Genomic DNA, 13,297 nt, shown 5'->3' with positions numbered 1-13,297 from the left:
CGGTCCCGTCCCTGCAACACCGATCGTCGTGCGACCGGAACGCCTCACGCGCGGGCGGTGCCGCATACGCTGGTGGCATGATCCGCGAGTTCGCCACGGGATTCGGCACGCTGCTGCGCGGCTTCGGCATGTGGCGCACGCATCCGAAGCTGCTCGCGCTCGGACTCATCCCCGCCGCCCTCGCGTTCCTCGTGCTCGCCGCGCTGCTCATCCCGTTCGGGCTGTCGCTCGGCGGTATCACTTCGTGGATGACGCCGTTCGCCGACGGCTGGGATGCGGGGTGGCAGATCGCCCTGCGCACGGCCCTCGGCATCGTGCTGTTCATCGCTGCGGCGATCCTCGCCGGACTCGTCTTCACCGCGCTCGCCCTCACGATCGGCGATCCGTTCTACCAGCGCATCTGGCGCGGGGTGGAGCGGTCGCTCGGCGGCGACGAGCCCACCGGCGAGACCGGCTTCTGGACCACGGTCGGCGAGGGCCTGCGCCTGGTCGTGCTCGGCATCCTGGTCGCTCTGCTGACGCTCGTGATCGGCTTCATCCCCGTCGTCGGCGGCGTGATCGCGTCGATCACGGGCGTCGTGCTGTCTGGCCGCCTGCTCGCGCGGGAACTCACCGGGCGAGCATTCGACGCCCGTGGCCTGGATGCCGCGACGCGGTCTCGCCTGCTCGGCTCGGGCCGGGCCCGTGTGCTCGGATTCGGCGTCGCCACGCAGCTGTGCTTCATGATCCCGCTCGGCGCGATCATCACGATGCCCGCCGCCGTCGCCGGTTCCACGATGCTGGCCCGGGAACTGACAGACCGGCAGGCGGATGCCTGAGGGCGACACCGTCTACCAGGCGGCGCACCGCCTGGACGCGGCTCTGCGCGGGCAGCAGGTCACCCGATTCGAGCTGCGAGTGCCCCAGGTGGCGACCGTCGATCTGACGGGCCGGATCGTGCGCGAGGTCGTCCCGCGAGGCAAGCACATCCTGATGCGCATCGACGACGTGACCGTTCATTCCCATCTGCGCATGGATGGCACCTGGTTCATCTATCGTCCGGGCGAGAAGTGGCGGCACCCTGCCTTCAAGGTGCGCGCGATCGTGGGCGCCCCGACTGCCGAGGCCGTCGGCGTCGACATCCACGACATCGAGGTCGTACCCACCCGCGACGAGCAGCAGATCGTGGGTCATCTCGGCCCCGATCCGCTCTCCGAGACCTGGGACGCCGTCGAGGCGGCCCGCCGGGTGCACTCCGATGCGCGCAGCATCCATGTCGCCCTGCTCGACCAGCGCAACGTCGCCGGATTCGGCAACGAGTACGCCGCAGAACTGCTGTTCCTGAGGGGAATCCTGCCCGAGATGCCGGCATCCGAGGTCGACACCGCGGCGCTGCTCGACCTCGGTGCGCGCACCATCCGGATGAACCGCGACCGCCCCGTGCGCACCTTCACCGGCGTCGCACGTCGCGGGCAGGACACCTGGGTGTACGGCCGTGCCGGACGCCCGTGCCGACGGTGCGGAACCCCGATCCTCACCGGTTCGCAGGGCGCGGATCCCACGACGCAGCGCGTCACTTTCTGGTGCCCGTCCTGCCAGAGATGAGTGCGGGAATATATCCGCCCCTCCCCTGGTTGTTGCTATATCCGGCAGTGTCCGGACGGGAGGAATCGTGGGCAAGAACTACATCGATATCGAGGACGACCAGGGCGCCACGCTGCGGTACCGCAAGCACGCGAACGGCCGCGGCCTCGTCGCGCACGGCGCGAAGGTGCACCCGAAGGCTCTGATCGAGTCCGGCGCCTATATCGAACCGCGCGCGCGGGTCGGAGCCGGCGCGCACGTCTCGCGCGGCGCCTGGATCGAGCCGGATGCCGTCATCGGCGAGAACGCCTACATCGACGCGCACGCGCACGTCGGACAGGGCGCGGTGATCGGTGACGGCGCGCACATCGGCGTCCGCACCGAGGTCGGAGCGGGGGCCCGCATCGCCCGCGGAGCCCGCATCGGCGACGACGAGACCGTCGCCGCCGGGCTGATGGTCGCGACCGATCAGAAGGGACTCTGGCTGGCGGCCTGAACCTTCAGAGCAGGCGTCGCTCCGATGCCCAGGCGGTCAGTTCGTGCCGCGACGACAGCTGCAGTTTGCGCAGCACCGCGGAGACGTGCGTCTCGACCGTCTTGATCGAGATGAACAGTTCGGATGCGACCTCTTTGTAGGCGTATCCTCGGGCGATCAGGCGCATGACCTCCTGCTCGCGCGCCGAGAGCCGGTCGAGTTCGTCGTCCACCGCCGCGGTCTCGCCCGCCACCGCACCGAACGCGTCCAGTACGAAGCCGGCCAGTCGCGGTGAGAACACGGCATCCCCTCCGGCGACGGCGTGCACGGCGCTGCTCACCTCGACCCCGGAGGAGCCCTTCGTGATGTAGCCCCGCGCGCCCGCGCGGATCACGCGCACGACATCCTCCGCCGCATCCGACACGCTCAGCGCGAGGAACCTCGTCGGCACTCCCGCGCAGCCGCGGATCACCGACTCCCCGCCGGAGGCGTCATCGCCTGGCCCGCCCGGGAGGTGCACGTCCAGCAGCACGACATCAGGCGCTGTCTCGCGGATCACGGCGATCGCCGACGGCACGTCGGCGGCGTCGCCGACCACCTCCACCGACGCGTCCAGATCCGTGCGCAGGCCGGAGCGGAAGATCGAGTGGTCGTCGACGATCACGACGCGGATGCCGGTCATGACTGCGCTCCTGTGAACTTCAGGTGCACTTCGGTGCCCTGCTCACTGCTGCGCACCGTGGCGCTGCCGCCGGCCCGGCGCATCCGGCCGATGATCGATTCGCGTACGCCGAGCCTGTCCCCGGGCACGCCGTCGAGCTCGAAGCCGGTGCCGCGGTCTCGGATGAAGACGTCGACACCCGCGGCGGAGCCCTCGATGTACACCGACACCTCGCCGCCGGCGTGCCGGGCGGCGTTGAGCATCGCCTCGCGCGCGGCCGCGGCGACCTCGCCGCTGGCCCGCTCGGCCGAGAGCCCGGCCGAGACCACGTCGATGCGCACCGGGTAATCGAGCTCGAGCGCGCCGGCGTAGTCGCGCAGGTCGGTGGGCAGATCGCTGTCGGCAGGCGAATCACCGTCGTACAACCATGCGCGCAGCTCGCGCTCCTGCGCCCTGGCGAGGCGTGCGGCCTCGCTCGAGGGGCCCGCCCGGTTCTGGATCAGCGCGAGCGTCTGCAGCACCGAGTCGTGCAGATGCGCGGCCATCTCACTGCGCTGCTCCTCGCGGATGCGACGGATGCGCTCGCCGGACAGCTCGCGCCAGCGCCGGTACAGCGTCGACGACAGCACCACGGCGATCGCCAGCAGGGGCAGCAGCAGCACGAGCGACGCGACCCCTCGAAGCGCGAGGATGAAGAAGAGGACCACCATCATCGCCACGGCGATCGAGCGGATGACGATCGAGTGCCGCGGCCCGCGTGCAGGGTCCGCCTGATCGACCAGCGCCGACCAGCTGCCGGCGGCCACACCGAGCACGAGGAATGCGTGCAGCGCGAACACGGCGAACGGGTTGCCCCCGCCAACAGCCCCGTAGACCCACGGATACCCGCCGTCGACCACGACGACGAACAGCGCGGCTGCGGCGAGGGCGAGCAGCACCCAGGCGATCGGCACCTGACGCGAGGGCGCCTTCTCCCCCGCCTGCCACGGCATCAGCGCCCAGCACCACACGTACAGCAGCACCCCGACGCCACCGAACAGCCCCAGCACCGCGAACAACGACCTGATCGTCCACACCGGCGCACCGAGGTGGCGCGCGAGGCCCGCGCTCACGCCGGAGACCACGCACTCGCGGTCGCGCTCCAGCGGCGGGCGCGGCGGCGGCGCGACCCGAGGAGGGCGCGGCAGGATGCCGGGGACGGAGGAGTGCATGCCGCAATCCAATCACCCGATCGGCCCGCCGGACCTGCCCCGAAGGCGATTTCAGGGTCGCGTCAGGGGTTCACCCCATGGCAGGCGCGAGTCCCGGGCGGACAGGATCGAAACCATGACGATCCCGACCGCCCCGCCATCCGCCACGCCGCCGCCGGCGCCGCACGGCTCCGACCGGTTCTTCCTGTGGATCGCCGGACTCGGGCTCGCACGCTCCGACGGCTGGGTCGGCGGTGTGTGCGCCGGCATCGCCGCACGACTGCGCATCGACCCGCTGATCGTGCGCGGCATCCTGCTGGTCGTGACGCTGTTCGGGTTTCCACTCTCTTTCCTGTACGCCCTCGCGTGGGCCCTGCTGCCCGACGCCGAGGGGAGGATCCACCTCAGGGAGCTGCTGCACGGCCGGTTCGAGGCAGCGCAGCTCGGCATCCTCGCGCTCGTGGCCCTCGCGTTCCTGCCGGTCGCGAACCCGTTCTGGTGGCTGTACGGCGACCGTGGGCTGCTGACGGATGCCTTCTTCGCACCGTACGGTCTCGTGTACGGGGCCGGGCCGGTGTCCGTGCTCCTCATCCTCGTCGGGCTGGCGGCCGTGGCCGTGCTGCTCGTCCTCATCGTGCGGGCCGCGCGCCGCACCCCGGGTGCCCTGGCGCCGGATCCGCGAACGGCTTCTGCGGATCCTGCCGGCCCCGACACATCCGCGACGGCCGGCGACTCGGGAATCGCCGACCTCGCGGACGGGCGAGGGCCGGATGCCTCGCCGATCGCCGCTCCGGCGATCGCGGCATCCGCCCTCGCCGATCCTCCCGCCCCTGCCGCACCCGCGGATGCCGGGGATCTGGATGCCTGGCGTGCGCAGCACGCCGCGTGGCAGGCACAGGATCAGGCCTGGCGCCGTCAGCAGCAGGACGCCGACCGTGCCGCACGGGAACAGGCCCGGCGTGAGAGGCAGGCGGTCGCCGCGCAGTTCGCCGCCGAGGCATCCGAACGCCGTCGAGCGAAGCGGGCATCGAACCCCCGCGTCAGCGGAGCGTACCTCGCGGCCGTGGCAGGACTGGCCCTGGTGACGGGAGCGGTGGTCGCCCTGCTGGCGGACAGCGGTGCCGCCGTGTCGCTCGCCCTGTGCACCGCCGCGCTGATCCTCGCGCTCGGCATGGTCATCGCCGGCGTCTCACGACGCCGAAGCGGGCTGCTCGCCTTTCTCACGGTGATCACTCTCGTCGGCGGGGCGATCGCCGGAGGGTTCACCACCATCGGCGACGTGGTGATGGGCGACAGCGGAATGAGCAATGGCGAGGCGTCGACGGTGCGACAGCCGTTCGGGTCGATGTCGATCTACCTCATGCCTCTCGACGGCGGCGAGAGCAACCCGGTCACCCTGTACAAGGGCGACGGCTACACCTCGATCGAGGTGCCGCAGGGTGTCACACTGCAACTGGACGCGACCGTCCAGGACGCCGCAGTGCACTGGACGACCTTCAAGATCGGAGAGGACGGCGTCTACGAGGCGACGGACGGCGGAGTCTGGACCGGCACCCGGCAGGCCGACGGCACCCGGCTGATCCAGCGCACCAAGGCCTCCGGGCCGGATCCCGAGCAGCCCGACGCGCCGAACACCATCGCGCCGGTGCGGTTGCAGCAGCAGTCCGGCGACATCACCATCACGTTCTACGAGCAGGCCGAGGAGAATTCCCGATGAGCACCGCGGATGACAGCGTCGAGTCCCTGAGCGAGGTCATGTTCGCCGAAGCGGATGCCGAGACGGCGGCTGCGCCGGAGGCTCCGGGCGCGGCCTCCACGGCGCCGCGCACGCGCTGGGCTGCGATCGTGTGGGGCCTGTTCTTCGCGGGCCTCGCGTTCGGAGGCATCTGGCTTCTCAGTGATCCGCAGCGACGCGACAGCGTCACCGACTGGCTCGCCGGGCTGGCCCCGGCCACGATCATCGCGGTCTCGTTGCTCGCCGTCGGCGTGCTCGTGCTCGTCGCCGGGCTCGCCGGGCTGCTCCGCCGGCTGCAGCGCAGGATGCCACACTGAGACCGGAGTCGCGCTCTTCGCCGGACGCCCGTCAGCCCTTGCGCCCGCCCAGCAGTCGGTACCCCTGTCCCGCCGCGAGGCTGGACAGCGCGAGCGCACCGATCAGCAGCCCGAAGTCGCGCAGCGCGATGTCGAGATAGCCGCCGACGCTGACCAGACTGACGATGATGCCTGCCAGCCAGGCCGCGACCACGTACCCGCCGAGGCGGGGCAGGAACGCGACGAGGATGCCGGCGACGATCTCGATCGCTCCCACGACGAGCATCATCGTGTGCGCGTCGAAGGGGGTGAGCCGCAGCATCCACGGCGCAAGGTAGCGCTCCCAGTCAGCTATCAGCACCCGGACGTACTTGTCCAGGCCGAACAGGATCGGGGCGACGGTGAAGACGGTGCGCAGCAGCAGGAACGCCTGCCGGTTGCCGTCCTGCATCAGTGCAGGACGGGTGACGCTGGGAGCGGCCATGATGCCCTCTTTTCTAAAAGTGAGTTTTCCAAATTTTAGAACGGTGGTCTTCTAAATACAAGAGTCGCTACACTTAGAGGATGGATGTCAGCGCGGAGGCAGGACGCATCGGCGCACTCGCCGATCCCACCCGGCAGGCGCTGTACGAGTACGTCGCCGCCCAGCCCGAGGCGGTCGGTCGCGAAGCGGCGGCATCCGCTCTCGACCTGCCGCCGCACGTCGCACGGTTCCAGCTCGACCGTCTCGTGGACGCGGGACTGCTCGAGGTGGAGTTCCGCCGACTCTCCGGCCGGAGCGGGCCCGGCGCCGGACGCCCGTCGAAGCTCTACCGACGCGTCGCCGAGACCGTCGCGGTGTCGCTGCCGGAGCGCCGGTACGACCTGGTCGGGCACCTGCTCGCCGCGGCGATCGAGCGCACCGCCGACGGCACGGCATTGCCCGACGCCCTGGACGCTGTCGCGAAGGAGGAGGGACGGATGCTGGGCGAGACGGCCACCGCGGTGGACGGCGACGAGCTCGACCGCACGGCGGCGGCCCTCGCCACGCAGGGGTATGAGCCGCGCCGATCGGACGACGACCTGGTCCTCGCGAACTGCCCCTTCGACTCGCTCGCACGGGAGCACACCGGACTCGTCTGCGGAATGAACCACGCCTACGTCGACGGCGTCGTCGAGGGCCTCGGCTGCGACCACGTCTGCGCGCGCCTCGACCCCGCCGATGGACGCTGCTGCGTGACGGTCACCCGGGGCGCCTGAGCGCTCGGCACACCCGCCGGGATGCGCGACGGTGCGACTGCCCGCGCGGACCGGTTCTCCGGCATCCGGCGCGAGGAGCGATCCTCAGCGTGCGTCGCTCGGCTCCGGCATCCGGTGCGGGACAGCGTCCGGCGCGGTGCCAACCTCGCATGGGCGGGCCTGCGAGGAAGTAGCGTGGGAACGTGGCGAAGAAGAGCGGGCGGCCCGCATCCGGGAAGCGACCCAGTGGCGGACGCGGCAAGCCCCCGGGCAAAGCCCCGGCGGGCAAGAAGGCGGCGCAGGCGAAGCGCCCGCAGACCAAGAAGGCCGCTCCCCGCGAGGTCGTCGACGACGCTCCCCGCACGTTCCGGCTCGGCGCCGTTCCGGGAGCGACGCCGGGCAGGTGGATCGATGCCTGGAAGACCCGGATGCCGCGCGTCGCCCTCGAGCTGATGCCGATCGAGGTCGCCGGTCAGCGCGACGCGCTGTCCGACCTCGACGCGGCCCTGGTGCGTCTGCCGATCGACAGCCCCGATGACCTGCACGTGATCCGTCTCTACGACGAGCTGCCTGTCGTCGTGGCATCCGCCGAGTCGCACCTCATGGCAGCCGAGTCCCTCACCTCCGCCGATCTCGACGGCGAGGTGCTGGTGACACCGCTCGACGACGTGCTCGGCCCGCTCGACCTGCCGACGGCGGCGCCGCGGTTCGCGCCCGTCGCGACGACGGCAGACGCGATCGCGACCGTGGCCACGGGCATCGGGATCGTCGTCGTGCCGATGTCGCTCGCCCGCCTGCATCACCGCAAGGACGCCGACTTCCGCGTGCTGCAGGGCGGCCCGACCTCCACCGTCGCCCTGGCCTGGCCCCGCGAACGCACCACCCCCGACGTCGAGACCTTCGTCGGGATCGTCCGCGGACGCACCGCGAACTCCTCGCGCTGACGCCCGGCACCAGAAAGTGCCCGCCGCCGAAGCGCCGGGCCTTCCCGTGCCGCGTCAGGCCGTGACCGGCGCCTTGGCCGTCACCGCGAGCGCCTCGCCCGAGGCATCCACCACGACGTGCCCGCCGTCTGTCAGCTCGCCCGAGACGAACAGGTCGGCGATGCGGTCGTCGACCTCGCGCTGGATCAGCCGGCGCAGCGGCCGGGCACCGTACTCCGGCTCGTAGCCGTGCTCGCCGAGCCAGGTCACCGCGGCATCCGTGACCTCGAGGGCCACCGAACGCAGCGACAGCCGGTCGGCCGTGGCGCCGAGCACCAGCCGCACGATCTGCGAGATCTCCTCGAGCGAGAGCTTCTGGAAGATCACGATCTCGTCGATGCGGTTCAGGAACTCGGGGCGCATCGCCTCGCGCAGCTTGCCCATCACACGGGCCTTCAGGTCCTCCTGCGAGGAGAATCCCGAGGCATCTCGCGACGCCACGAAGCCGAGCGCACCCGACCGGGAGGCCAGGAACTCCGAGCCGAAGTTCGAGGTCATCACGATCACCGTGTTGCGGAAGTCGACCGTGCGCCCCTGGCCGTCGGTGAGGCGACCGTCGTCGAGCACCTGCAGCAGCAGGTTGAACACGTCGGGGTGCGCCTTCTCGATCTCGTCGAACAGCACGATCGAGTACGGGTTGCGCCGCACGCGCTCGGTGAGCTGACCGGCCTCGTCGTAGCCCACATATCCCGGAGGGGCGCCGACCAGGCGCGACACTGTGTGCCGCTCGCCGAACTCGCTCATGTCGAACCGGATCACCGCGTCCTCGTCGTCGAACAGCCGGGACGCGAGGGCCTTGGCCAGCTCGGTCTTGCCGACACCGGTCGGCCCCAGGAACAGGAACGATCCCACAGGGCGACGGGCGTCGCCCATGCCGGTGCGGTTGCGGCGCACGGCACGCACCACGGCCTTCACCGCATCGTCCTGACCGATCACCCGCGCGTGCAGGTCGGCTTCCAGATCATGCAGACGCTCGCGCTCACCCTCGGTGAGCCGGCTCACGGGGATGCCGGTGGCGCGGGAGATCACCGCGGCGATCTCAGGCTCGTCCACGATCGTGTTCCCGACGACGCTCGTCGACGCGGACTCGATCTTCTCCTGCACCTCGGCGATCTCGTCGCGGATGCGCGAGGCCTCCTCGTAGTGCTCGCTCGCCACGGCCGCGTTCTTCTGCGCCTCGAGATCGGCGAGCTGCGCCATCAGGTCGCTGACGTCAACCGGCACGCCGAGACGCAGGCGCAGTCGCGCACCGGCCTGGTCGATGAGGTCGATCGCCTTGTCGGGCAGCACCCGATCGGAGAGGTACCGGTCGCTCAGCTGCACGGCGGCGCGGATGGCGGCATCCGTGTAGGTGACGCGGTGGTGGTCCTCATAGGCCTGCTTGAGGCCTTCGAGGATGCGCACGGCGTCGGCGACGGACGGCTCGCCAACCTTCACCGGCTGGAAGCGGCGCTCCAGCGCCGGGTCCTTCTCGATGCGGCGGTACTCGTCGAGCGTCGTCGCGCCGATCATGTGCAGGTCGCCTCGTGCCAGACGGGGCTTGAGGATGTTGCCGGCGTCCATGCCGCCGGCCTCTCCGGACCCTCCGGCGCCGACCACGGTGTGCACCTCGTCGATGAACACGATGACCTCGCCCTTGTGAGCGGAGATCTCGTCCATCGTCTTGGTGAGGCGCTCCTCGAAGTCGCCGCGGTACCGGGTGCCGGCGAGCATGCCGGGCAGGTCGAGGGCGACCACGCGGCGGTCCTTCAGCTGCTCTGGCACGGCCCCCTCGACGATCGCGCGGGCCAGGCCCTCCACGATCGCGGTCTTGCCCACGCCGGCCTCGCCGATCAGCACCGGGTTGTTCTTGGTGCGCCGACTGAGGATCTCGATGGTCTGCTCGATCTCGTCGGCACGGCCGATCACCGGATCCACCTCACCCGCGCGGGCGCGGGCGGTGAGGTCGAGGCCGTACTGGTCGAGCATCGGGGTCTCGGATGCCGGGGAATCGGATGCCTGCTCGGCGGGAGCACCCACAGGGGCGGGCACGCCCTCACGCAGCCCCTGCGTCAGGGCCTCCGCGGTGACGCCGGCGCGGGCCAGCACCTGACCCGCGGGCACGTCCTGGCCGAGCACCAGCGCGAAGAAGAGGTGCTCGGGGTCGATGTACGTCGAACCCGACGAACGGGCGACCTGGTACGCGTGGAACAGGGCGCGCGAGGCGCTCGGGGTGAGCGTCGCGGCGTCCACGTCGCCGGCATCGCGCGGTTCGGGCAGCCGGGCGTCGACGGATGCGACGATCGCCGCGGGGTCGACGCCGATGTGCTGGACCGCACGCGCGACGGCCTCGTCGTCGACGATCACGCGCAGGATGTGCAGAGCGTCGAGCTCGGTCTGGCCGCGCTCGATCGCGAAGCGGCCCGCGCGCTGCAGGATCTGCTGCGTGCGTGCGGTGAGAAAGCGACCGAGGTCGATCGATCGCGCCTGCCGGGCCTGCTCCCCGGCGAGGTAGCGGGCGAGGAAGTCGTCGAACGATCCACCGCCGTTGATGTCGCTGGGCATCATGTCCTCCTGAAGAATCCGAAGAAGTTGAGTGTACTTCTATCAAGTTCAACGTCAACCTGATGACGGTATTCCCCCGCACCGCAACTAAACTCGGCTCGTGGTCTCACTCCTCTACGTCTGCGTGCGTCCGGAGCAGGGCGCGGCAGCAGCCGAGCACCTGTCCTTCCGGCGCGGTCTCGGCGTGGAGAGGCTGGACCGCCACGATCTGATCGGGCATCCGCTCGACGAGATCGACTGGCGCGCATACGACGGCATCGTCGTCGGCGGGTCGCCGTTCAACGTCGGCGATGAGGAGAAGACCGACGATCAGCTGCGGGTCGAGGCCGACCTCGAGAGGATCGCCCGCGCCGCGATCGACGGCGGGCCGGCGGCGATGTTCACCTGTTACGGGATCGGCGTCGTCACCAGGATGCTGGGTGGCACGGTCGGCACCGCGACCCCGGAGTTCACCCGCGAGACCAGCATCCGCATCACCGCCGCGGGCGCGCAGGACCCGCTCTTCGGCCCCAGCGCTCCCGAGATGGACGTGCTCACTGCGCACAAGGAGGGCTCTTCCGAGCCACCTCCGGGCGCGGTGCTGCTCGCCACGAACGATGACTGCCCGGTGCAGGCGTACCGGGTCGGGGACCGGCTCTATGCGACGCAGTTCCACCCCGAGCCCACGCCGCAGGACTTCGCGCATCGCATGGATTTCTATCGCAGCACCGGGTACTTCGACCCGGCGGAGTTCGACCGCGTCGAGGCCGAGATCCTCGCCACCTCACCCACCGGCACCGACCTGCTGCGCCGGTTCGTGGAGCTGGTCGGTCGCTGAGGCGACGCCCTTCGTCACTTCGACTCGCTTCGCTCGCTCGGCCCCGGAGCACCGCTCCGATGCGCCGACCCCGGTTCCTGAGCGAGCGGAGCGAGACGAAGGACCTCAGTCCCCGGACCCCGGGTACCGCAACTCGATCTGCTCGTTCAGATAGACCTCCAGCGGCATCACACCAGCAGCGCTCCAGCGCACGGATGGTACGCCGTCGGCCACCAACAGCGGACCGGATGCCCCGCCGGCATCCACCGCGGCGACATCGAGCGCCGTCCACCCGACGTGCACGATCTCGCCCTCACCGAAGCCACCGCGACGCGCCTGCGCGCGGCGGTCGGCCCGCGCCCTGGCCGACTCCGCGGCGTAACCGCGACGCACCTCTTCGGCGGCGCGGAGCACCTCGCCGGTCGTGTACACGCCGTCGTCGCCGAGAAGCAGCACCCCGAGATGCCACGCCTCCCCCGCGCGGACGATCCGCAGTGCTCGCCAGCGCGAGACCTTCGCCACCCCGAGACCCTGCTTCGGCGCATCCGCGAGCCGCTGCCGTGCGGCGTCGAACAGCGCGGATGCTGTGGTCACAGCTCGCCCTGCAGTTGCGGGCTCTGCACCGCGGAGCGCTCACCGCGGATCGTCATTCCGATCAGCGGGTACAGCAGCACCGACAGCATGCCGGCACCGACCAGGGCTGCGGCGATATCGGTCTCGAGCATCCCCTCGCTGACGCCGATTCCGGTGACGGCGACGATGATCGGAAGGCCGGTCGCGGCGAGCAGCGCGAGCGCGGAACGGTCGCGCTTCGTCATCTCCGACGTCGCAGAGAACTGCGCGGCGAGACCACGGATCACCAGCAGCGCGATCAGCAGGATCGGAACCAGTGCCATCGCCAGTGGCGAGGCCAGCAGCGCCTTCAGATCGAACGTCACGCCCGTGTAGATGAAGAAGATCGGCACCAGGAATCCGAAGGCGATCGCCTCGACCTTGCTCTCGATCTCTTCGGCGTCCTTCTTCGAGGCGCTCGACATCATGATCCGCCACACCGATCCGGCCACGAACGCGCCGAGGAGCATGTCCAGATCGAGCCAGATGCTCAGCGCCACCAGCGCCGCGACCAGCAGCAGCACGAACCGCACGCCGAACTGCGCCGAGGTGTGCAGAGTCGTGCTCACGAAGGTGTGCAGCCGGCCGTGCGGAATGCGACGGGCGGCGTAGACGGCGAGGAGCGCGATCACGACGAACACGAGCAGCACGATGGTGGCCGCAGGAGCCGCCCGCACGCTCAGGAAGATCGAGATCGCGATCAGGGGCAGGAACTCGCCGATCGTGCCGATCGCGATGACGGCCTTGCCGAACGGGGTGTCCATCTCGCCGGCGTCCCGCAGGATCGGCATCAGGGTGCCCAGCGCCGTCGAGCTGAGCGCGATCGCCACGACGATCATGCCGTCGCCGGGAGCGATCATGAAGCCGACGCCGATGCCCAGAGCGATGCTGACGAGCCAGCCGAGCGAGGCACGACCGAGCGACTTGCGGCCGAGCGCCTTGAAGTCGATCTCGGTGCCGGCGAGGAAGAACAGCATCGCGAGCCCGAACTCGCTGAGCATGTCGATGATCTCGTTGGGGTGCACCCAGCCGAGCAGCGCCGGGCCGGCGATGATCCCGAGCACCAGTTCGAAGACGACGACCGGAATGCGCAGCACAGGACCGATCAGCCGCGCCAGGATCGGCGCGAGCACCGCCAGCAGAGGGATCATGACGAGGCTGATTGCGCTGTGTTCCACCCGCCCAGCGTAGTGTCATGATTGGCGGCGCGAAGCTCCGGAGCGG

General features: G+C 70.4%; 14 protein-coding genes. 8 read left to right on the top strand and 6 right to left on the bottom strand.

Features of this window, described 5'->3' with window-relative positions:
• Positions 1 to 77: 77 nt before the first annotated feature.
• From DY023_RS02505 to DY023_RS02495, 3 genes are all read left to right on the top strand, one after another.
• Positions 78 to 818 (top strand): EI24 domain-containing protein, encoded by a 741-nt coding sequence (locus DY023_RS02505; RefSeq protein ID WP_116240769.1) that lies wholly within the window; start codon positions 78 to 80, stop codon positions 816 to 818.
• On the top strand, positions 811 to 1,584 hold the full coding sequence (locus DY023_RS02500) for a DNA-formamidopyrimidine glycosylase family protein (RefSeq protein WP_116240768.1): 774 nt from the start codon (positions 811 to 813) through the stop codon (positions 1,582 to 1,584). Before DY023_RS02505 ends, DY023_RS02500 begins: the two co-directional genes overlap by 8 nt.
• A 67-nt stretch (positions 1,585 to 1,651) precedes the next feature.
• Entirely contained in the window at positions 1,652 to 2,059 is a 408-nt protein-coding gene (locus tag DY023_RS02495; protein ID WP_116240767.1) for a DapH/DapD/GlmU-related protein, read from the top strand.
• A gap of 4 nt (positions 2,060 to 2,063) precedes the next feature.
• Here DY023_RS02495 and DY023_RS02490 read toward each other — a convergent pair whose 3' ends face one another.
• Both DY023_RS02490 and DY023_RS02485 read right to left on the bottom strand, forming a co-directional pair.
• Positions 2,064 to 2,720, bottom strand: a complete 657-nt coding sequence (locus DY023_RS02490; protein ID WP_116240766.1) for a LuxR C-terminal-related transcriptional regulator — start codon at positions 2,718 to 2,720, stop codon at positions 2,064 to 2,066.
• Complete coding sequence (locus DY023_RS02485; protein WP_116240765.1) at positions 2,717 to 3,910, bottom strand: ATP-binding protein; 1,194 nt, start codon at positions 3,908 to 3,910, stop codon at positions 2,717 to 2,719. Before DY023_RS02485 ends, DY023_RS02490 begins: the two co-directional genes overlap by 4 nt.
• Before the next feature lie 115 nt (positions 3,911 to 4,025).
• On the opposite strand from DY023_RS02485, the gene DY023_RS02480 reads away from it, so the two are divergent.
• On the top strand, positions 4,026 to 5,606 hold the full coding sequence (locus tag DY023_RS02480; protein WP_181905692.1) for a PspC domain-containing protein: 1,581 nt from the start codon (positions 4,026 to 4,028) through the stop codon (positions 5,604 to 5,606).
• Entirely contained in the window at positions 5,603 to 5,941 is a 339-nt protein-coding gene (locus tag DY023_RS02475) for a hypothetical protein (protein WP_245958557.1), read from the top strand. Before DY023_RS02480 ends, DY023_RS02475 begins: the two co-directional genes overlap by 4 nt.
• A 31-nt stretch (positions 5,942 to 5,972) precedes the next feature.
• Here the strand turns inward: DY023_RS02475 and DY023_RS02470 are convergent, their stop codons facing one another.
• Positions 5,973 to 6,404 (bottom strand): hypothetical protein, encoded by a 432-nt coding sequence (locus DY023_RS02470; RefSeq protein ID WP_116240763.1) that lies wholly within the window; start codon positions 6,402 to 6,404, stop codon positions 5,973 to 5,975.
• A gap of 80 nt (positions 6,405 to 6,484) precedes the next feature.
• Between DY023_RS02470 and DY023_RS02465 the strand changes: the two genes are divergently transcribed.
• A complete protein-coding gene (locus tag DY023_RS02465) occupies positions 6,485 to 7,159 on the top strand; it encodes a helix-turn-helix transcriptional regulator (protein WP_116240762.1) in 675 nt (224 codons plus the stop codon).
• Positions 7,160 to 7,341: 182 nt separating this feature from the next.
• A complete protein-coding gene (locus DY023_RS02460) occupies positions 7,342 to 8,082 on the top strand; it encodes a LysR substrate-binding domain-containing protein (protein ID WP_116240761.1) in 741 nt (246 codons plus the stop codon).
• A gap of 54 nt (positions 8,083 to 8,136) precedes the next feature.
• Here the strand turns inward: DY023_RS02460 and DY023_RS02455 are convergent, their stop codons facing one another.
• On the bottom strand, positions 8,137 to 10,665 hold the full coding sequence (locus DY023_RS02455; protein WP_245958556.1) for an ATP-dependent Clp protease ATP-binding subunit: 2,529 nt from the start codon (positions 10,663 to 10,665) through the stop codon (positions 8,137 to 8,139).
• A gap of 100 nt (positions 10,666 to 10,765) precedes the next feature.
• On the opposite strand from DY023_RS02455, the gene DY023_RS02450 reads away from it, so the two are divergent.
• Entirely contained in the window at positions 10,766 to 11,482 is a 717-nt protein-coding gene (locus DY023_RS02450) for a glutamine amidotransferase-related protein (RefSeq protein WP_116240759.1), read from the top strand.
• Between the two features lie 105 nt (positions 11,483 to 11,587).
• Here DY023_RS02450 and DY023_RS02445 read toward each other — a convergent pair whose 3' ends face one another.
• Together DY023_RS02445 and DY023_RS02440 are read right to left on the bottom strand one after the other, a co-directional pair.
• Positions 11,588 to 12,055: a glutaminase gene (locus DY023_RS02445; RefSeq protein ID WP_116240758.1), complete on the bottom strand. Its 468-nt coding sequence runs from the start codon at positions 12,053 to 12,055 to the stop codon at positions 11,588 to 11,590.
• Entirely contained in the window at positions 12,052 to 13,251 is a 1,200-nt protein-coding gene (locus DY023_RS02440) for a cation:proton antiporter (protein WP_245958555.1), read from the bottom strand. Before DY023_RS02440 ends, DY023_RS02445 begins: the two co-directional genes overlap by 4 nt.
• Positions 13,252 to 13,297: the final 46 nt, after the last annotated feature.

This window comes from Microbacterium bovistercoris, from assembly GCF_003387575.1.
GTDB classification, from domain to species: Bacteria; Actinomycetota; Actinomycetes; order Actinomycetales; family Microbacteriaceae; genus Microbacterium; species Microbacterium bovistercoris.
The sequence above is the reverse complement of the archived record's forward strand: the minus strand, read 5'-3'. Positions and strand labels throughout refer to the sequence as shown.